This is a genomic window from Neglectibacter timonensis (assembly GCF_900048895.1).
Lineage (GTDB): Bacteria > Bacillota > Clostridia > Oscillospirales > Acutalibacteraceae > Acutalibacter > Acutalibacter timonensis.
The window spans coordinates 31,755-51,565 of the sequence record NZ_LT160640.1; the positions used below are offsets into that span (position 1 = coordinate 31,755).

Below are 19,811 nucleotides of genomic sequence, written 5' to 3' on the forward strand. Positions count from 1 at the left end.
AGTTGCTGAATGCGATCGCTGAATCATGCTGAAATGCATGGTAGAAAGGATGGTACAAATGAACACAAAAGCTTTTGAAACGTACGAATCTGAAGTCCGCTCTTACTGCCGCAATTTCCCTGCGGTGTTCACCACCGCCAAGGGGCCGTTTCTTTACGATGAGGACGGCAGGGAATATATCGATTTCTTCTGCGGCGCGGGAGGGCTTAACTACGGGCACAACAACGACTACATCAAGTCAAGGCTGCTCTCTTATCTGGAGAGCGACGGTGTTATGCATGCGCTGGATATGTATACAGTGCCCAAGCGTGAGTTCATTGAATTTTATGAAGAAAAGATCTTGAAGCCCAGAGGGCTCAATTATAAAATTCAGTTTGCAGGCCCTACCGGGACCAATGCGGTGGAAGCGGCCTTGAAACTCGCCCGAAAGGTGAAAAAGCGCACCAATATTTTTGCCATGATGGGCGCGTTCCACGGAATGACGCTGGGTTCGATCGCCATGACGACGGATGCTTCTTCCAGGGCCGGCGCAGGCGTACCCCTCACCAATGTGACCCATATTCCTGCTCCTTATATGTTTCCGGAACTAGACACCCTGAACTATATTGAAACGCTTTTGACGGATGACCATTCGGGCGTGGACAAGCCAGCTGCTATTGTGCTGGAAACCGTACAGGCGGACGGCGGCATCAATGTGTTTGATGTGGAATGGCTGAAGGGGATCCGTGCTATCTGTGATAAGCATGATATTTTGATGGTGGTCGACGATGTGCAGGTAGGCTGTGCGCGTACCGGTACCTTTTTCTCCTTTGAACGGGCGGGTATCGTACCTGATATTGTCACCCAGTCCAAATCCATCGGCGGTTATGGCATGCCGTTCGCACTGGTATTGATCCGGCCGGAGCTGGATCTTTGGGAACCCGGCGAGCATAACGGTACCTTCCGGGGCTATCAACTTTCCATGATTGCCGCCAAAGCAGGTTTGGAGGTTATGCTCAACGAACATGTGGAGGAGCGGGTACAGAAGCTTTCCGCCGTCATCGCGCAGGCCATGGAGGAAATCCAGGCGCTTTCTCCGGAGAAAATAAAAACCCGCGGCATGGGCTTTGTCTGGGGCGTGGATTTCTGGCGCTTTGACCATGACGGCGTCACTTCAAAAAAAGTACTGGACGAATGCTTCAAAAACGGCCTGATTGTGGAACGTGTAGGCCGTGGGAATACTGTGGTCAAGGTGATGCCCGAACTGCTCATAGAAGAGGAGACCCTCAAAAAGGGACTTGATATCCTCAAAAATTCCATTTCCAATGTGATTCGGTAAAAATAGAGTTGACTTTTTTGCCTGTACTGGGTATAATGATTCCGTTGCGCCAGAATATGCCGGTGTGATGGAATTGGCAGACGTAGTGGACTCAAAATCCACCGGTAGCGATACCGTGCCGGTTCGAGTCCGGCCACCGGCACCAGTTTGAATGTTCATAGCGACATTCGAAAAACAAGGATAGTCTTTATTGACTATCCTTGTTTTCTTTTAGAGGATATCAGGGCAGCCCTGACAAGCTGCCTTTTTGGGACAAACGGCGATGCTTGCCGATCTTGTTAATGTCCATACTTGCTGCTTGGGGCGAAATGTAGTATACTGCTGTAGAGTTGTGTTATACAAATCCAGGAGGTTTATAATGAAGAAATGGGAAGAGTTTATTTTCGAATTTTATGAGATGATAAGCGACGAAGAAAAGCTTGTCTATCAGCCCATCATTGAAACATTAATAAACTTGGATTATACGCCCCTGAAAAAAAGGACAAAAGGGTTTATCCTTTCGTTTAGCAACCTTGCTCACAACAGAGTATTGGCACGATTCGGCGTCCGAGAGGGCGGGGAAAAAGCTTTTTTTGGATTGCGTTTTTCATCGTGCGTGTATTACTCAGACAAATTTGCCAATGTTATACGAGAAAGAATTTTGGCACGCAATAACCGCCTTGCAAAATGCGGACAATGCGGATATTGTAAGGGCGGCAAGCACGTTTATACCTATACGTTTCCTGATGGGGAGATCAAAGCCGCATGCGGTGCGTTTGTACTGGAAATACCCGATGTAACGTTAACCGATGTCGACGAAATCAAAAGACTGATTCATGAACAGCATGAATACTTTATGAAGAATGCATTGTACCTTCCTAAATAATATTTTCAATAAGACACAAGCCGATAAATTAGCAGTATCTCGAAACAACACAACGATACAGTGCCTTTCGCCTCTGTCGTTATGAACATTCGTACCAAGTTGAAAGCTACATTTTGATTTTTCAAGATGTAGCTTTTTTCATGTTTTCAAGCGAAGAAATGACCTCCATGCTATACGTTTGAATTTGCGTATGGAAACGTATCACCGGAAGCCCAGTCTTTTGACAAGGATTCAAAGTATGGAAGGGCAATCGGGCTGGCGGCGGTCATAGAGCAGGAATTGATGGACAGGCTGGGTACGCAGGAGAAAGACCTGTTTCAAAAGTATGCCGACGTGCAAAATGAAGTAAACCAGCTTACCGCGGTTAGGAGCCTTGTTTATGGGTTCAAGGCGGGCTTGATTATGACCGCGGAGGCATTCATAGGAATGGAAGAATTGTGAGAGTCTAACCGGTTTCGGAAGTGGGAGATTCCCTGCGCGGACCGGCAGCACAGGACAGATGGACTCAGGCAGACAGTCATGATAAAGGGGGCGCCGCAGTAAAAACTGCGGCGCCCCCTTTATCAGTTTTTTTCAAAAAACCAGCAAATCCTGCGGTCAGTCGTGCAGCGTGGCTTCAATCAGGGTTTTGTGATCCCCTTCCGCCAGCTTTTTCACTTTTTCAAGATCAAGACCCATGGCCGCTGTAATGCGCTCCCCATAGGAGTGATCGGCCCAGTAGCAATGTACCGCATGACGGTACTTGATGTTTTCCGTGACTGGCTCGATGTTTCTGGCAGTGTTTTCAATCAGCAAGGCCCGTTTCTCTTCGGTCATGACACGCCACAGATCGCCTCCTGCACGGAAGCAGTTATCCGTAGGGTCTTCCTGCGGGTTATAAGCGTACATGGCGCCGGAGAGATCCAGCGGCGGTTCCATCACTTCGGGCTGAGCCGCCCATTCCCCCTGGCTGTTTGGAGAGTAAGCCGGAGCTCCGCCATAGTTGCCGTCAGTGCGCATGAAACCGTCTCTATGATAGTCATGAACCTCCACCTTGGGGCGGTTGACAGGAATCTGGTTGTAGTTGACCCCCAAACGGTAGCGCTGAGCATCGCCGTATACGAAGAGCCGACCTTGCAAGAATTTGTCGGGAGAAAAGCCGATGCCGGGCACCACGTGGGCAGGGGTGAAAGCGGCCTGCTCCACCTCGGCAAAGTAGTTTTCCGGATTCCGGTTGAGCTCGAGTACGCCTACCTCATGGAGCGGGTACTCACTGTGCCGCCAGATTTTGGTGATGTCAAAGGGGTTTTCATAATGCTTGAGGGCCTGCTCTTCGGTCATAATCTGAACGTACATTGTCCATCTGGGGTATTCTCCGCGCTCAATGGCCTCGTAAAGATCCCTGCCATGGCTCTCCCGGTCTTTGGCAATGAGGGCTTCTGCTTCTGCATCCGTCAGATTTTTAATTCCTTGCTGCGTTCTGAAGTGGAATTTGCACCACACCCGCTCATTTTTATCGTTGTAGAAGGAAAACGTGTGCTCCCCATAGAAATGCATGTGCCGGAAGGAGGCGGGAATCCCCCGGTCTGACATGACCACTGTGGTCTGGTGGAAGGTCTCCGGCAGCAGCGTCCAAAAGTCCCAATTGTTTTGGGCGGAGCGCATACCGGTTCGGGGATCCCGCTTGACGGCCCGGTTCAGGTCGGGAAAATTATGTACATCCCGAAGGAAGAAAGTCGGCGTGTTGTTGCCAACCAGATCCCAGTTTCCTTCTTCCGTATAAAATTTGACCGCAACACCGCGGATATCCCGTTCGGCATCCGCCGCACCACGCTCTCCAGCCACCGTGGAAAAACGGAGGAAAAGCTCTGTCTTGGCTCCAGGCTGAAGAACTTTAGCTTTCGTCCACTGGGAAATGTCATGAGTAACGGTCAGGCAGCCGTAGGCTCCCCAGCCTTTTGCGTGCATGCGTCGTTCCGGTATCACTTCCCGATCAAAATGGGCCAGTTTTTCCAGCAGCCAGACATCCTGCAGCATGACAGGGCCCCGCGGACCCGCCGTTAAGGAATGCTCATTTTCTGCTACTGGCGCGCCTGCTTCATTCGTCAGCTTTTTGTTTTCCATGATTCACACCTCTTTCTAAAAATAATATTTAATCTTATTTTTAAAATACCACAATTTTTATGGAAAATCAAGGAAAACTTTTTGAGAATTTGAACTATTGATGTATGGCGCATTGCATGGAAGCAATAGAGATTAAGCTTTTTGGAAATCTGGATATGACCGGCAGATTTGAACCCTGCAGGATTTAGCGGAGGATCGACAGGCGCTGGTGCGTTCTGACTTGTGTCCGGCCGTAAGGATGCAGAAAATTGTGATTGACAGAACGGATGGGGTGCGGTATCGTTTATCTGGAGAAGCCGCATCGTGTGCTGCGGCGCCCTGAGATTGTTTTTCCAAGAGAAAGCATATGGAGGATTTTGAAATGAAATATGGGATTTACAATGCTTATTGGACCAGGGAATGGTCCTCGGATTACAAGTACTATATCCAGAAAGTAAAGCAATTGGGCTTCGACATTCTGGAAATCTCCTGCGCCGCGCTGCAGAGCGACTATACGGAGGATAAGCAGCTGCTGGAGCTGAAAAAGTGCGCTGAAGAAAACGGTGTAATCCTCACTGCCGGTTACGGTCCAACCAAGGAACAGAATATCTGTTCTCCGGATCCGGAGGTGGTCAAACGGGCAATGCAGTTTTTTACCAACCTAATCCCGAAGCTTCATCTGATGGATATCAAAATTCTGGGCGGCGGACTGTACTCTTACTGGCCGCTGGACATGGCGCTGCCGATGGACAAGGAAGCCGATACGGAACGTGCCATACAGAACATGCGTGTTTTGGCCAAGGTTGCCGAGGAATACGATGTGACGCTGGGCATGGAGGTGCTCAACCGCTACGAGGGATATATGCTCAATACCTGCGAGGAAGCGCTGCGCTTTGTGGACGCTGTGGGAAGCACTCATGTCAAAGTCATGCTGGATACCTTCCACATGAACATTGAGGAGGATAACATGGCGGCGGCCATCCGTATGGCAGGAGATAAGCTGGGGCATTTGCACCTCGGCGAGCAGAACCGGCTTGTGCCCGGCATAGGGACCCTGCCGTGGGCGGAGATTGGTCAAGCGCTGCGCGACATCGATTACCAGGGCGCTGCAGTAATGGAACCTTTTGTGATGAGCGGTGGAACGATTGGAAAAGAGATCAAGGTCTGGCGGGATCTGGTGCCGGATGCCGATGAGGAGAGGCTGGACCGGGATGCCAAGGGCGCGCTCGAGTTTGTGCGCCATGTGTTTGAGCGGTGAGTTGAATCAGAAGAACTGTGAAACGGGGACTGCAGCAGCGCCGATGGCGCTGCTGCAGTCCTATATTTTGGCGGCTTCTGCTTGTTTAACAAAAAGCATTTGTTTCTTTTGTGAGATTTGACGCTTTACTTTTACCATTCGATCGAATAGACTAAAAGCAAACGATTGCGCAATCGTTTGCTTTTAGTCTATGAAATGAGGGAGAAACAGATGCAAAAGATTTATTATCAGCCGGAAAATGCATATTTTGGGGATTGTATGCCGTTTTATCACAACGGCAAGTTCTATGTGTTCCACCAAAGGGACAGCCGGGATCCTGTCCCTTTTGAACCCTTCGAATGGTCTCTGGCAGTGACAGAGGATTTTGTGCACTATGAAGACAAGGGAGTAGCTATCGCAAAAGGAGGGGAGGAGGATCCCGACCAATACATCTACGCCGGCAGCGTCTTCCAGGGAGAAGGCCGCTTTCACGCCCTGTATGCGGTATATAACCGCAATTACCCTAAGCAAGGGAAGCCTTCCCAGGCCTTGATGCGCGCAGTCAGCGACGACTTGCTGCATTGGGAAAAGTGCGGGGAGTTTTTCCTTCCCGCCCCGGAGGGCTATGATGGAAATGACTGGAGAGATCCCTATATCCTATGGGATGAGGGCAGCGAAGAATACATTATGATACTGGGGGCACGCAAGCTGGAGGGGAAAAAGGTACGCACCGGCTGCACAGTCTGGTATACCTCGAAGGATTTGGAGCATTGGGAATTCCAGGGGGATTTTTGGGCGCCGAATCTCTACAGTATGCACGAAATGCCCGATCTGTTCCGAATCGGCGACTGGTGGTATCTGTTGACCACAGAATACAGCGAAAAGAGCAAAACGGTTTACAGGATGAGCCGTTCCCTTCATGGCCCGTGGGCTGCGCCGAAAGATGATGCCTTTGATGGGAGGGCTTACTATGCCGCACGCAGTGCTGCCAGTGAACAGGGACGTTTTCTGTTCGGATGGGTCCCCACACGCGTAGGGGAAAGCGATATGGGAAACTGGCACTGGGGAGGCACTCTCGTCGTACTGGAGGTGTATCAGCGTCCGGACGGAACCCTGGGCACTAAGACGCCTGACACGGTCCGTCGCTTTTTTGGTGAGCCCCAGTCTACACAAATCGGCCGGATTTTCAATCAGGACGGTGTGGCTGAATTGGACGTGGCAGATGAAATCGGGGATACTTTCTGTTATGAAGCTCGAATCCGGTTCAGTGAGAACACTCACAGCTTTGGGGTACGGCTCTATGAGGATGACTATGATGGAGACGCCTACCGGTTCCACATAGCGGTCTCTGAAAATAGGATGCTGTTCGACAAGACCCCTAATCAAAACTGGTATCGGTGTCAGAATATAGGGCTGGACCGCCCGGTTTTCCTGGAACCTGGAAGGGAGTGCGTCCTGCAGCTGGTTGTGGATGGCACCATTGCCACCTGCTTCCTTGACGGGGTTGCACTGAACGTGCGCATGTATCAAAAACAGGGAAAAAAGATAGTGCTCTATGTTGACAGCGGTGAACTCACGATAGTATCATCTAACATAGCCAAAGTGAAATAATTCGCAGCTGCCAAAGGGGGCCTGAATATGGCTGTAAGCTTAAAGGATGTTGCAAATCTTGCAGGAGTGTCTGCAACTACGGTTTCCCATGTGATGAACCGGACACGGTACGTTAAACCGGAGACGGTTGAAAGGGTTCATCAGGCCTTGGAAGAATTGGGCTATGTGAATAATTCGGCTGCCCGACTGCTTCGTGCAGGCAGATCTTTCACCGTTGGGGTGATGGTCAACGGCTATGCCAATTCCTTTTTCCTGGAAATACTGGAAGGGATCGAATCCGTGTTGGAAACTGAAAATTACAGCATGATTATCGGCAATGCGGAGGGAAGCACGGCACAGGAATCCCGCATTCAGCGTGCTGTACGGGAATTTGCCTCCTGGCAGGTTGACGGGGTCATTGTCTTTGGACAATCCTACCGGGAAAACAGGCTGCTGTTTCAAAAGCTCAGCTGTCCCGTGGTATGTATCGAAACCTTTGGAGGAGAACAGGCGGATCATGTGATGATTGACGGACGGAAAGCCTGCAGTGAAGCCGTAAAGGCTATGCTTGCCTCCGGAGGAAAAGCCGTGGGATGTATCGGCGGCACCCCGTCGGCCGATACCAGCGCGGAACGGATTGAGGGGTACAAGACCGCCCTGATGGCTGCGGGGATAGAGCCGAGAGAAAATTGGATAGCAGACGGCGGTTCTACCTTAGAGGGCGGGTACACAGCAGCCTGCAGGCTGCTGGAAAGAGAAAAAATAGACAGTCTGCTGGTCTGCAATAATTTGATGACTTTGGGATGTGTCAAGGCTTTGTCGGAAAAAGGGAAGATTGCCGGAAAGGATATCCGTCTTGTTGGCTATGATGATGATGGATGGAGAGCCGTTTTTCATCCGGGGGTTTCTTCTATCCGTCCGCCTTTGAAAAAGATGGGGACAGAGGCGGCGCGGTGTCTGGTGGGAAGGATGCAGGATCCATCGCTTCCTATCAGGAAAATTATGCTGTCCAGCCAATTGATTCTGCGAGGCTCTGAAGGACTGCAGAATTATTAAAGGCCAGGAGAAAACAGAGACTGCTGCGAAGGTTTTTGCAGCAGTCTCTGTTCCATAATAGCGAATTCCACGTTTGGCCTCTTAGCAAGAAAGCGGTGAAAAGCGGAATTTCTGTCCGGGCCTTATAGCCGCAGCCCCTTGATATCCTTGATGCGGGAGAGGATGCTGTTACAGCTGCAGCTCACCACACCGGGCAGACGGTCAATCGTCTCCTGAATCAGCTTTTCCATTTCTTCTTGAGAAGACGCCACTGCATGGACATGGAGCTTGTCTCTCCCGGTGACGCGGTAGATCTGCGTGACGGTTTCATTCTGAAAGAGGAGTGTGGTCGCCTGTGCCAGCGCCTCCGGCAGGAATTCCATTTCAAAATAACAGGAAACCGCACCGCTGATTTTTTGCGGATTGACTATGGTTGTGTATTCTTCGATGATACCGCGTTTCTCCAATGCCTGCACCCTCATTTTGACAGCAACCCTGGAAATACCCACCTGTTCTCCTAGCTCAGAGTAGGAAATGCGGGCGTTCTTTATCAGCAGCTGCACGATTTTTTGATCCAGTTCGTCCAGTCCGTCCAGAAACATGAGAAAACCTCCGGCAGTTTTTTTCATTATAGAAAAGATTTGCTGAAAATGCAATTGGAAGATTGACATTTATAAAACTGATTGATAAAATTGTTTCGATATGTAATATGAAAATTTCGAAACGTAAGCGGGAGAAAGAAATGAATGGAGATCTGACGCACGGTCCTGTCATGAAGACCATGCTTCGTTTTGCGATTCCCATGATTGTGGGAAATTTGCTGCAGCAGTGCTATAACGTGGCGGACACCTTAATTGTCGGGCGTTTTTTGGGCGCGAATGCATTGGCGGCAGTGGGGTCTTCCTATACGCTGATGACCTTTCTGACCTCTATTTTGTTGGGCCTGTGTATGGGCAGCAGCGCTGTGTTTTCCATCCGTTTTGGCCAGAAAGACGAGAATGCGCTGAAAGAAGGGATTTTTGCATCCTTCCTGCTGATTCTGTTTTTTACCGTACTGTTAAATGTGGCTACGTTGGCAGGTATGGATGGTATGATTCTTTTTCTGCAGGTTCCCGAAGAAATATGTGGGTTGATGAAGGAATACCTGTCGGTTATTTTTTGCGGTATTGCGGCTACCTTTCTATACAACTATTTTGCGTCGCTTTTACGCGCCGTAGGAAATTCTCTGGCGCCTCTGCTGTTCCTGGCGGTTTCTGCCCTGCTGAATATTGCGCTGGATTTTTGGTTTGTGCTGGGTCTCGGCCGGGGTGTGGCAGGCGCGGCGGAAGCAACCGTCCTTTCTCAGTTTGTTTCCGGAATCGGAATTTCGGTATATACCTGGGTAAGCTTTCCCAACCTGCGGATTTCCAGGAAGCACTGCCGTATCCGCTGGAGATGCTTGAAAGAAATCGGAAGCTTTTCTTTTTTGACCTGTATCCAGCAATCTGTAATGAACCTGGGAATTTTGATGGTACAAGGGCTCGTAAACAGCTTTGGAACAACGGTGATGGCGGCCTTTGCAGCCGCTGTGAAGATAGACTCCTTTGCCTATATGCCAGTACAGGATTTCGGAAATGCATTTTCTACGTTTATTGCTCAAAATTATGGAGCCCGGCAGGAAAAGAGGATTCGTTCCGGGCTGAAAGGGGCTGTGCTGGCCGCTTTGGCATTCTGCACGGCGGTTTCTGTGCTTGTCTGTGTGTTTGCGCGTCCGCTGATGCAGCTTTTTGTCAGTGCGGAAGAGGGGGCGGTGATAGTTGAAGGAGTTCGCTATCTGCGGATCGAGGGGGCTTTCTATTGTGGAATCGGCTGCCTGTTTTTGCTGTATGGACTGTACAGGGCGCTGGCAAAGCCTGGAATGTCGGTAGTCCTTACGATGATTTCTTTGGGAACCCGTGTGGCGTTGGCCTATCTTCTTTCCTCGATTCCCTTTTTAGGAGTGACGGGAATCTGGTGGTCTGTGCCGATTGGCTGGGGACTGGCAGATATTACCGGATTGGTCTATTACAGAATAAAAAAGAAAAAATTGATTTGCTGGGCAGCCGCAGATTTGCTCGAAAAGGCGGTCGAGCCGAAAATTTCCTCATGAGGGTATTGCTTCTACCGGGATTTTACTGTCAGAAGAAGCGTCTTGCACTTTTGACCGGGCAGAGTTAAAATAAAAGCAGGAATGCGGGAGCTCCCCGGCAACAGGTTTTCATGGAGTTTTATCTTTTAAAATGGTGCTCTGATGGGGGGAGAGTACATGATGTTAGAAACCGATAGACTGGTTATACGTGAAATGACACAAGATGATTTTGGTGCACTGTGCAAAATCATGTGCGATGAAGAAGTAATGCGGGCCTCCTATGAAAGTGCATTTACAGAGGGAGAAGTTCAGAGCTGGTTAAACAGACACATTAAAAGATACGAGACGCTTGGTTTTGGGCTTTGGGCTGTTGTGTTAAAGGAAAATAATGAAATGATCGGCCAATGTGGCCTGACAATACAAAACTGGAAAAGCAAGAATGTGCTTGAAATAGGATATCTATTTCAAAAGGCTTATTGGCATAAAGGATATGCAACGGAGGCTGCAATGGCGTGCAAAGAATATGCATACACTGCTCTTGATGCGGACGCAGTGTATTCCATGATTCGGGAGACGAATAGTTCGTCACAAAATGTTGCGGTCAGAATTGGCATGAAGATAGTTGATAGGGATATAAAGAATTTTCGATGTGTGGATATGAATTTTTTGTTGTATGGCATAGAGAGAGGCGTATAAACGTTTTATAAGGCTTTATAAACACGCTTAGTTGTAAAAGGATTTCCGTTTGTAAAATCAATATGCGAATGCAGATGAGGAGGTCTTGTTTTCCGGTTTTGCCGGCAGAACGGAATTCCGAACGGGTCTTGCAGAGAATTGGGCAGAGAAGATTCTCGAACTTAAGAAAGGACAATGAACAGAATAGTGAGAAGCATTAAAAAAGGCGCTAGGTGTTGGGCTGGGATTTTTCTGTCGGCTCTTCTGATGTTTACTATGTATGCCTGTACAGGGAAAGCGCAGGAATTGGAAAGCTCTGTCAAAAACGAATCTTTTGCCTCCGAAAGCGTGAATTTGGGGGAGAGCGACAGCCCGGCAGTTTCCTCCGAAGAGGATAGGCTGCAGGAAAGGGGGATTTTGAGGGAAGAGCTCAGCAGAAAGAGATCGCGGTATGAAAGTCTGGAATATTGGGCCTGCCTGGAAAAGGATTCCTCTAAACCGGCTGATGTATTTCTTCTCAGTCCGACTGTCGATATGGGGACTGCCGGCAACTATAACTTGTCGCTGGAGGACGCTGGAATGAAGGAAAAGTTAAAGGGCGCCATGACCATGCAGCGTGGTATCTATGACGGTACGGCCCGTGTTTTCTCCCCCTATTACAGGGAGGCGGCTTTTTCTGTTTATTCACTGCCCAAGGAAGAGGCCGAACCCTATTTTGAGATTGCCTATGAAGATGTCAAAGAGGCGTTTCTCTATTACATGGAAAACTACAATGGCGGCAGGCCGTTTTTTTTAGCCGGTTTTTCCCAGGGATCCGATATGGTGCTCCGACTGCTCAAGGATGTCTTCCAGCAGGAGGAGTACAGGGAATTGTTGATCGCGGCTTATTGCCCGGGTTGGCGTGTGACAGAGAAGGATCTGGAAGAAGCGCCCTGGCTGAAAATGGCACAGGGTGAGACAGATCTTGGAGTGATCATATCCTACAATACCGAAGCTGTTGAAGTGGAGGATTCGCTGATGGTTCCTTTGGGGGAAAAGGCCCTTTCCATCAATCCTCTGAATTGGAAGACCGACGGTACCAGTGCCGGCCGGTCAGAAAATCTGGGCGCCTGTTTTATCAATTCCGAAGGCAGGATCACTTCGGAAATCCCGCAGCTTACAGGGGCTTATCTCGATCTCAGGCGGGGAACACTGAAAGTTCCGGATATCAAAGAGGCAGATTATTTGAATTCGTCTTTTCCAGAAGGTGTCTATCATCTGTATGACTATATGTTTTTTTACCGGAACCTACAGAAGAATGTGGGAGACCGGTATGCTGCATATCAGGAAAGTGCCAGTGCTGCTGTAGCCTGAATTGGCTGATAAATCGGGAGAATCCCCCTAGAACGGTTTTCGTACAGGCCGTTTCAGGGGGATTTTGTGCGTGTGGGCTGGCCGCTTCCATCCTGCGTCATTTCTCCATACGAGTGGCGCCCTATTTGGATGGTTCATAGTGTAAAGTCAAATATAATTGACATTTTAGATTATATATCATACAATATTAAGCAGAGGTGGTGAGATGGGTAAGAATCTAAAGTTGAAAGCGGCACGGGCGGCAATGGATATGACGCAGCAGGAGCTGGCTGATGCGGTAAGTGTAACCCGTCAGACAATCGTTGCCATCGAACGGGGAGATTATAATCCTACGGTCAGGCTCTGTATTGAAATCTGCAAGGTTCTTGGCAAAACCCTGGATGAACTGTTTTGGGATTCCTAAAAGCCGGATTGATTTGAGAAGGGAGTTTTAATAGATGAGGTGTCGAAATAATCTGGACGAGCGGCAGCTGCTGCAGAGAGGCAATGTGTTTCAGCATACCTTGATTCTGCTGGTGGTTTTGCTGATAGCTAATGCGTTCCTGAAAGAAGAAGGGATCGTCTGGGCGGAGGGAATGTGGGAAAACATATTGATTGTCTGGGCCGCAATCAGCCTCTGTTTCTGTGAATTCATCTTTTTGGAGATTTATCCCATGGGAAAAGGGCAGACCGCATTCTATGCAGTATTGGGGATTGCAGGAATGGCTATTTTGGGAATGAGCTTCTTTCATCTGGCAGCCGGTACAGAAAGCCTCACGGATGGGTATATGCTTACTTCCCAGGGGGGAATGGTTCTGGAAGCGGTATTCCTGATCGTGATATTTTTGGTGTCTGTTTTCCAAAAGCTGTATCACAGAAAGAGGAGGGAAGATGAAGATGAAGATGAAGAATAGGGAAAATGCCTTTCTAAAATACTGGCCATGGCTGCTTCCGGCCGGGGCCGTGATTGCGGCGGCCGGCCGGCTTTTGGGAACATTTGGAATGCTGCCGGATTTCTGGATGGGATTCTTGGAAGGTTCCGGCTGCCTGTTGGCGTTGTTGGGAGCTGCGATGCTGATTGTAAGCTTTGCAGAGAAACGAAAAAAATAGTCTTTCTTTCTTTCCGGTCCATTGCTATAATAAAGAGTAGAAATTAGTGTTCGGATGGGAGTAATGAAGCATGACCATTATACCGGAAGGATATCAGGCGGCTCTCAGCCTTTATGAAACGCAGAGGGCCATTGGGCTGATCAAAAACGTATTCCAGGTTAAACTGAGCGCTGCACTGCACTTGAAGCGGGTGACTGCGCCGCTGTTTGTGGATCCGGCAACAGGATTAAACGACGATCTCAACGGAGTGGAGCGCCCTGTAAGCTTTGACGTGCCGGCGGTTGGAAAGGACGCCCAGGTGGTCCACTCCCTGGCGAAATGGAAGCGGCTGGCGCTTCATGACTATGAGTTTTTTGTGGGTAACGGTCTGGTGACAGATATGAATGCCATTCGCCGGGACGAGGAGCTGGACAACCTGCATTCCATCTATGTGGACCAGTGGGACTGGGAAAAGGTGATCGACCGGAACATGCGCAGCGAACCCTATCTGCAGGAAACTGTGCGGCGGATCGTCAGCGCCATCTGTGGCACGCTGGATGAATTGAAATGGCAGTTCTCCAATTTGGAGACAGAGCTGTGCCGTGAAGTGACCTTTGTCACAGCACAGGAATTGGAGGATCGCTGGCCGGAGCTCACCCCGAAAGAACGGGAAAACGCTGTAGTCAGGGAGCACAAAACCGTGTTTATTGAGAAAATTGGCGGAAAGCTGAAAAGCGGCGCCCGCCATGACGGCAGGGCGCCGGATTATGATGACTGGTCACTCAACGGGGATCTGCTTTTTTGGCACGATGTGCTCGGCCTTGCAATGGAGATCAGCAGCATGGGAATACGCGTGGATGCGGAAACTCTGGACCGGCAGCTGGCGGAGGCAGGTTGTGAGGAGAGACGGAATCTGCCGTTCCACCGCATGCTGCTTGAAGGTGAGCTGCCGCTGACAATTGGCGGTGGAATCGGCCAGAGCAGGCTTTGCATGCTTCTGCTGGGAAAGGCCCACATAGGCGAAGTGCAGGCCTCCATGTGGGATAAAGAAACCCGGCGTATCTGCCGGGAAAACCAGATAGTCCTGTTGTGACAGGCCGGGGGAGTCTATGAGGCGGGAAGCGCGGGAAAATAAGAGGAAATTACTGATTAGGCGGCTCCTTTTCGGTCTGATTCTGCTTTTTGCGGCGGGGATCGGGGCTGTTTTTGGTGTGAATACCTATGTGCAGGCCTCCGTGCAGGACAGAATCCTTACCGAGGAACAAGCGGCAGAGCTGGAAGAAATAGACTGTGTTTTGGTACTGGGATGCGGCCTGGAAGCCGACGGTTCTCCCAGCCCTATGCTGCATGACAGGCTTCAGCAGGGGGTAGCTCTTTACCAAAAGGAAGCAGCCCCCAAGCTGTTGGTCAGCGGGGATCACGGCAGGGAAGAATATGATGAGGTCAATGCTATGAAACGGTTTGCTGAGGAACAAGGTGTTCCCTCAGAGGATGTATTCATGGATCATGCAGGTTTTTCTACCTATGAAAGCGTTTATCGGGCCCGGGATATCTTTCAGGTCAGGCGGATGGTCATTGTAACGCAGGAGTACCATTTATCGCGGGCACTGTACATTGCGAAGCGACTGGGGATAGAAGCCTGGGGTGTGCCTGCCGATCCCAGAACCTACAGCGGTCAGACCGCCAGAGACCTGCGTGAAATTTTGGCGCGGGATAAAGATTTCCTCACCTGCATTCTCAAGCCAAAGCCCACCTATCTGGGGAAAGCTATCCCGGTGAACGGCAATGGGAATTTGACCAATGATGGAAATTTGGAGTAAGTTTTCTTCTGTGTATAAGACGAATGCAAAGTGCTGGCAGTACTGGCAATATCATGAATATAAGGCGGTTGGGCAGGCGCTCTGAGGCATCTGCTGAACCATTTCTTGTTTTTTCCTTTTGGCTATGCTATAATAACCGCAGTTGCCTGCGATTTACAGTGGAAAACGGGAATGTTCCTGTTTTCTGCTGCGTTTGGCTTGGGTTGGGAGGACATGATGGAAAGCAAACTGTGTAGGAACTGTTTTGCCGAATACCATTCTGAAGAAAGCGGTAGCGTTTGCCCCGTGTGCGGATGGGACAATGCGAAGCCGCAGGTACCAGAAGGGCTGCGGTATCATACGGTTCTTGACGCCCGGTATGTCATTGGACGGGCAAAGTCAATGAACGGCGAGGGAATCACCTATGCGGCATTGGACCGTACGACAAAAAAGGTGGTGGAGATCCGGGAGTTTTTCCCCTTGTCCCTTGCTTCTCGAAATGCCGAGGATCAGACAATTCTGCCTGCCGGCGGAAAAGAGGCGGAGTTTAACAGCTGTCTGGATGATTTTGTGGAGCTTTCCAAAAATGTCAGCAGGCTGAGAGAATTGAGCGTGGTGAATTCTGTGCTCGATATCTTTGAGGAAAACTATACGGCCTACGCAGTTTACGAATACGTGCCTTCCGTTACGCTGCGGCGTTCTTTGGAAAATGTGGGGGGAACACTTTCCTGGAACGAGGTTAACCGGATGTTTATGCCGGTGCTTACAGCATTAGGGCTGATGAATTCCCTGGGCATCTCTCACCTGGGCGTTTCTCCCGACACCTTACGGGTTACCAAAGAGGGCGGGATGTTGATTACCGGATTTGCCGTGAATGCGGTCCGCAGAAGGGGAACTCTTTTGATAGAAGAATTGTACCCAGGCTGTGCTGCGGTGGAGCAGTACAGCAGTAAGGCGGTGTGCGGGGAGATGAGCGACGTCTATGCGCTGGCCGCCACCATGTTTTACGCGTTGACCGGTTCCCTGCCAAAGGAGGCGCCGGAACGTCTGAACGATCAGCGTCTGCTGATCTCTAAAGAGGTCCTGAAAAATCTGCCTCCCTTTGCCGTAACTGCAATTGCCAATGCGCTGCAGGTAAAACAGGAGACCAGGACCGCCAGTTTTGAGCGGTTTAAGGCAGAACTTTCTTCCGCTCCGAGCGTTGTTACAGAGATTGAACATACTGATGCGATCCGGCGTCTGCCGCCCATCGATATGGATTTGCCTCAAAATCGGGGGCTGCCGCCCGCGGTCTGGCTGATCGGTTCCTGTGTCATCACACTGGTAGCTCTTGTGATTGTAGCGTCAATTTGGCTGGGGGACAGGGGAATGTCTTTTAATGACATTCAAAGATTGTTCCAAAACAGCAGCGCGGCCAGTGAGGTTATCACTGTTCCCAGTATGGTAAACGAGAGTTATGCCGATTGGGAAAAAAAGATAGCGGACGGGGAATATGATTTTAAGCTGAAGGTCTCTACCCGGGAATTCAACGGGACGGTAGAGGAAGGAAATATTATCAGTCAAAGTCCCTTTGCTGGAGAAACCATTGCCGCAGGTGATACGGTGGTGGTTACCGTGAGTAAGGGCAGCGCTACCCGTACCCTGCCTGAGGTAAAGGGCACAAGCTTTGCCGACCTTTCAGAAATCCTGAGTAAAAATGGATTTGTTCCGGTAAAAGAGGATGAATTCAGCGACGATATCGAGCCCGGTTATGTCATTGGCTATAAAGATCGCAAAGAGGGGGATTCCCTTGACTACGGTTCTACGGTTACCGTGATTGTCAGTGCCGGACCGGAGGAGTCCTGACCGAAAGGAGGATGTACTCTTGGCAAGCGTCTCCGAAAAGAAACTGAAGCTGCTCTATCTGATGGAACTGTTCTACCGGCAGACGGACAGGGAGCACACCCTCACGCTGCCTGTGATACTCCAGAAATTGGCGGAGCATGGGATTTCTGCCGAAAGGAAAAGTATCTATGACGATATCGAGACCCTACGCAGCTTTGGGTTGGATATCCGAATGTGCAAAACGAAAAATTTTGAGTATTATCTGGCGAATCCTTTGCTGGGATCTCAGGAATTGAAGTTTTTGGTAGAAGCGCTGGAAAAAGATGGGGAGCTGCCAGAAGAGAAAAAGCGAAAGCTTTGCGGAAAGCTGTCTTATCTGTGTAGCGTGCATCAGGCTGGAATTTTGCAGGGGAGGATTGCTCAGGTACAGGAGAAGACAAAGGGTTCGGATAAAATTTCAGCTGAAGCTGCGGTGCAAACGGCGTTTGACAAGAAAAGGATCGTTTGTTTTCAATATGCCGATTTGGAGCTTGCGGAGGGGACATCGGAGCTCCGTGAAGTGCTGAGAAAAAGCGGAAAAATATTCCAGGTGGTTCCCCTGCAGCGTCTGGGAGAAGAAAGCTTCTTGGGAGCAGAGATAACTGGAGACAAAGTGAAGCAGTTTTACTTGAACAGAATACGGAATCCGGAGCTTTCTACAGAAGCGGTGGAGTCCGTTTTTCTGAAAGCGTTTATGGACAGACAGGAAGCGCTGTGTCTTGAGGTGGATAGAGAGGCTCTTTGTGTTTTGGCTGCTTGTTTTGGAAAACTGCAGAGCGTGGAAAGTGTTGGAAAGGGCTGTTTTCAGGTTGTCCTGAATACTTGGATCCAACCGGATGTCCTGCGTTTTCTTCTCTCGTTCGGTGAAGGCGTTAAGGTGATCTCCCCTAAAAAAACAGCAGAACAACTTAGAGAACGTGCGAAAGCGCTCGCAAAGCTATATAAAAATTAAAACAAAAAGTGGTTCCGCTTAGATGCGGAACCACTTTTTAACCTTTTACATGCTGTTTGATTGCCTGAAAACTTTCATCGCTGATCACGTGCTCAATACGGCAGGCATCCTCCGCCGCTGTTTTGGAGTCGACCCCAAGGGAAACCAGCCAGTTGGTAAACAAGGTGTGACGTTCATAAACCCTCTCGGCAATGGCCCTTCCCTTTTCCGTCAGGAAAATCAGGCCGTCGCCGTCTACCTGGATACAATCGTTTTCCCGGAGGTTTTTCATTGCGACGCTGACACTGGGCTTGCTGAATTCCAGTTCTTGCGCGATGTCGATTGAGCGTACCATGCCATTGCGCTGATTGAGGACGAGGATGGTTTCCAGATAATTTTCAGCGGATTCCTGTATTTTCAATCCCGCGCCTCCTCCATGTTGTATTGGAATACTTGTCAGTGATTTGTATCATTATACTCGATTTTTGGAGTGGATTCAAGTGAAAACTCAGGGCCGCCTTCCATCGATAGTCTGTTGAATAATGTTTTTCATAATATCCTTAGTCAGCTGTCCGCTGGCATAGCCGAAGAGATTGCCGTCCTTGTCTATCATAAAAGTGGTGGGAAATGCTCGAATGCCATAGGTCTGAAAAAGCTCTCCGCCGGGATCCATGACCACGGGATAATCATATCCATTTTCGCTGAGAAAGCTGGTGACCTCCTCTTCAGAACCTTCCTGTCCCAGTCCGGGGGCTGCAGCGCCCAGGATGATCACATCATTTTCGTTATACCCATACTCTTCATAGAGCTCCTGAATTTCCGGCATTTCTGCCCGGCAGGGAGGGCACCAAGTGGCCCAAAAATTGAGGAATACAGTTTTTCCTTTGTAATCAGAAAGGGTATGGGTTTCACCGAATTGGTCTGTCAGGGTGAAATCCGGCGCAGGTGTCGGCTCTTCTGCAGAAGTTTCCGGAGTAGACTCTTGAGAAACGTTGGAAGAGCTCTCTGGAGCGGATTCTGAAGATGATGCGGAGGAAGACCCCGTATCGTTGCCGGAACCGGCAGAAGCGCTCTCAGAAGAAGAGGGGGCAGTTCCAAAACCGGACAGGTATCCGGTGATATTGTTCATCCAGCCCGTCAGCATCATTAACCCCAGAAAGACCATCAGAACACCGCCGATTTTGACGGTGTATTTGACAACGCCCCTGTGTTTGCGGAAAAATTCCAAGAGAACCCCGGTAAAAAGCCCTACCGCAAGAAACGGCAGCACAAAGCCCAGTGTGTAGACGCCAATCAGCAGGAAGCCCTTCGCCGCGGCCGCAGAGGAAGCCATGAGGAGCACGCTGGCAAGCGCAGGACCTACGCAGGGGGTCCAGGCAAAGCTGAAAGTGAAGCCCAGCAGCAATGCCACAAGAGGACTCATAGCGAATTTGTCCAGATGGAATGGGAGGCGATGATCCTGGCCCAGCACTTTAGAAGAGCCAAACACGCCCAATTGGTATAGGCCAAACAGAATAACCAGAACGCCGCCTATACGGCTGAATAGCAGACGGTTATCTCCGAAAAACTGTCCGGCAGCGGTAAAACCAAGCCCCAGAAGCAGAAAGGCAAAACTGATGCCAAGCACGAAGAAGAGTGTGTTGAGCATCACTTTGCCGCGCTTATAACGGCTGGTACCGTCTGCCTCCACAGTTCTGGCTCCTCCTGAAAGGTAGCCGATATAAAGGGGAAGCAGGGGAAGTACGCAAGGAGAGAAAAAGCTGAGCAATCCCTGAAGAAATACGGTGACGGCTGAAATGCCGGTCTGAATATCAAATCCCATAGATTTTCCATACGCGCAGTCAGAGATAAATTGGGAAGGAGAAAATATCTGGACTCGCGTTTTCCT

At 49.8% G+C, this 19,811-nt stretch carries 19 protein-coding genes, 1 tRNA gene and 1 pseudogene; 17 read left to right on the forward strand and 4 right to left on the reverse strand.

Annotated elements, in window-relative coordinates; all coding sequences use genetic code 11:
• Positions 1 to 58: 58 nt before the first annotated feature.
• The 4 genes and pseudogenes from ectB to BN3911_RS17780 form a co-directional block, all read left to right on the forward strand.
• The gene (gene ectB / locus BN3911_RS08975; RefSeq protein ID WP_066864477.1) at positions 59 to 1,318 is read left to right on the forward strand and encodes a diaminobutyrate--2-oxoglutarate transaminase; all 1,260 of its coding nucleotides are present in this window, start codon (positions 59 to 61) and stop codon (positions 1,316 to 1,318) included.
• 58 nt (positions 1,319 to 1,376) lie between these two features.
• Positions 1,377 to 1,463 (forward strand) — tRNA-Leu (locus BN3911_RS08980).
• A gap of 213 nt (positions 1,464 to 1,676) precedes the next feature.
• Positions 1,677 to 2,183: a hypothetical protein gene (locus BN3911_RS08985; protein ID WP_066864479.1), complete on the forward strand. Its 507-nt coding sequence runs from the start codon at positions 1,677 to 1,679 to the stop codon at positions 2,181 to 2,183.
• A gap of 192 nt (positions 2,184 to 2,375) precedes the next feature.
• A pseudogene (locus tag BN3911_RS17780) lies at positions 2,376 to 2,624 on the forward strand (DUF6809 family protein); the annotation flags it as partial.
• Positions 2,625 to 2,780: 156 nt separating this feature from the next.
• Here the strand turns inward: BN3911_RS17780 and BN3911_RS08995 are convergent.
• Positions 2,781 to 4,286 carry a catalase gene (locus tag BN3911_RS08995; RefSeq protein ID WP_066864481.1) on the reverse strand — a complete coding sequence of 502 codons (1,506 nt, stop codon included), beginning with the start codon at positions 4,284 to 4,286 and terminating at the stop codon, positions 2,781 to 2,783.
• Positions 4,287 to 4,647: 361 nt separating this feature from the next.
• Between BN3911_RS08995 and BN3911_RS09000 the strand changes: the two genes are divergently transcribed.
• From BN3911_RS09000 to BN3911_RS09010, 3 genes are all read left to right on the forward strand, one after another.
• Positions 4,648 to 5,523 carry a D-psicose 3-epimerase gene (locus tag BN3911_RS09000; protein WP_066867659.1) on the forward strand — a complete coding sequence of 292 codons (876 nt, stop codon included), beginning with the start codon at positions 4,648 to 4,650 and terminating at the stop codon, positions 5,521 to 5,523.
• Positions 5,524 to 5,733: 210 nt separating this feature from the next.
• Positions 5,734 to 7,113 carry a glycoside hydrolase family protein gene (locus BN3911_RS09005; protein ID WP_066864483.1) on the forward strand — a complete coding sequence of 460 codons (1,380 nt, stop codon included), beginning with the start codon at positions 5,734 to 5,736 and terminating at the stop codon, positions 7,111 to 7,113.
• Between the two features lie 27 nt (positions 7,114 to 7,140).
• Positions 7,141 to 8,148 carry a LacI family DNA-binding transcriptional regulator gene (locus BN3911_RS09010; RefSeq protein WP_066864485.1) on the forward strand — a complete coding sequence of 336 codons (1,008 nt, stop codon included), beginning with the start codon at positions 7,141 to 7,143 and terminating at the stop codon, positions 8,146 to 8,148.
• A 122-nt stretch (positions 8,149 to 8,270) separates the two neighbouring features.
• Here BN3911_RS09010 and BN3911_RS09015 read toward each other — a convergent pair whose 3' ends face one another.
• The gene (locus tag BN3911_RS09015) at positions 8,271 to 8,729 is read right to left on the reverse strand and encodes an Lrp/AsnC family transcriptional regulator (protein ID WP_066867662.1); all 459 of its coding nucleotides are present in this window, start codon (positions 8,727 to 8,729) and stop codon (positions 8,271 to 8,273) included.
• 140 nt (positions 8,730 to 8,869) lie between these two features.
• Between BN3911_RS09015 and BN3911_RS09020 the strand changes: the two genes are divergently transcribed.
• The 10 genes from BN3911_RS09020 (at position 8,870) to BN3911_RS09065 (ending at position 17,944) form a co-directional block, all read left to right on the forward strand.
• Positions 8,870 to 10,255, forward strand: coding sequence for an MATE family efflux transporter (locus BN3911_RS09020; protein WP_066867665.1), 1,386 nt, complete (start codon positions 8,870 to 8,872; stop codon positions 10,253 to 10,255).
• A gap of 156 nt (positions 10,256 to 10,411) precedes the next feature.
• Positions 10,412 to 10,930, forward strand: a complete 519-nt coding sequence (locus BN3911_RS09025; protein WP_066867668.1) for a GNAT family N-acetyltransferase — start codon at positions 10,412 to 10,414, stop codon at positions 10,928 to 10,930.
• A gap of 174 nt (positions 10,931 to 11,104) precedes the next feature.
• Positions 11,105 to 12,262, forward strand: a complete 1,158-nt coding sequence (locus BN3911_RS09030; protein ID WP_082942212.1) for a DUF3089 domain-containing protein — start codon at positions 11,105 to 11,107, stop codon at positions 12,260 to 12,262.
• Positions 12,263 to 12,467: 205 nt separating this feature from the next.
• On the forward strand, positions 12,468 to 12,665 hold the full coding sequence (locus BN3911_RS09035) for a helix-turn-helix transcriptional regulator (RefSeq protein WP_066864487.1): 198 nt from the start codon (positions 12,468 to 12,470) through the stop codon (positions 12,663 to 12,665).
• 34 nt (positions 12,666 to 12,699) lie between these two features.
• A complete protein-coding gene (locus BN3911_RS09040; RefSeq protein ID WP_066864489.1) occupies positions 12,700 to 13,155 on the forward strand; it encodes a hypothetical protein in 456 nt (151 codons plus the stop codon).
• On the forward strand, positions 13,139 to 13,351 hold the full coding sequence (locus BN3911_RS09045) for a hypothetical protein (RefSeq protein WP_066864491.1): 213 nt from the start codon (positions 13,139 to 13,141) through the stop codon (positions 13,349 to 13,351). The genes BN3911_RS09040 and BN3911_RS09045 overlap by 17 nt, the downstream gene beginning before the upstream one ends.
• A 70-nt stretch (positions 13,352 to 13,421) precedes the next feature.
• Positions 13,422 to 14,423 carry an aspartate--ammonia ligase gene (asnA, locus tag BN3911_RS09050; RefSeq protein WP_066864493.1) on the forward strand — a complete coding sequence of 334 codons (1,002 nt, stop codon included), beginning with the start codon at positions 13,422 to 13,424 and terminating at the stop codon, positions 14,421 to 14,423.
• 16 nt (positions 14,424 to 14,439) lie between these two features.
• A complete protein-coding gene (locus tag BN3911_RS09055) occupies positions 14,440 to 15,150 on the forward strand; it encodes a SanA/YdcF family protein (RefSeq protein WP_066864497.1) in 711 nt (236 codons plus the stop codon).
• 213 nt (positions 15,151 to 15,363) lie between these two features.
• Positions 15,364 to 16,974, forward strand: a complete 1,611-nt coding sequence (locus tag BN3911_RS09060) for a PASTA domain-containing protein (RefSeq protein WP_066867674.1) — start codon at positions 15,364 to 15,366, stop codon at positions 16,972 to 16,974.
• Between the two features lie 19 nt (positions 16,975 to 16,993).
• Entirely contained in the window at positions 16,994 to 17,944 is a 951-nt protein-coding gene (locus tag BN3911_RS09065; protein WP_066864501.1) for a helix-turn-helix transcriptional regulator, read from the forward strand.
• Positions 17,945 to 17,981: 37 nt separating this feature from the next.
• On the opposite strand, the gene BN3911_RS09070 is transcribed toward BN3911_RS09065, so the two are convergent.
• Together BN3911_RS09070 and BN3911_RS09075 are read right to left on the reverse strand one after the other, a co-directional pair.
• Positions 17,982 to 18,344: a metal-dependent transcriptional regulator gene (locus tag BN3911_RS09070; protein WP_066864510.1), complete on the reverse strand. Its 363-nt coding sequence runs from the start codon at positions 18,342 to 18,344 to the stop codon at positions 17,982 to 17,984.
• Positions 18,345 to 18,431: 87 nt separating this feature from the next.
• Positions 18,432 to 19,745: a redoxin family protein gene (locus BN3911_RS09075; protein ID WP_066864512.1), complete on the reverse strand. Its 1,314-nt coding sequence runs from the start codon at positions 19,743 to 19,745 to the stop codon at positions 18,432 to 18,434.
• Positions 19,746 to 19,811: the final 66 nt, after the last annotated feature.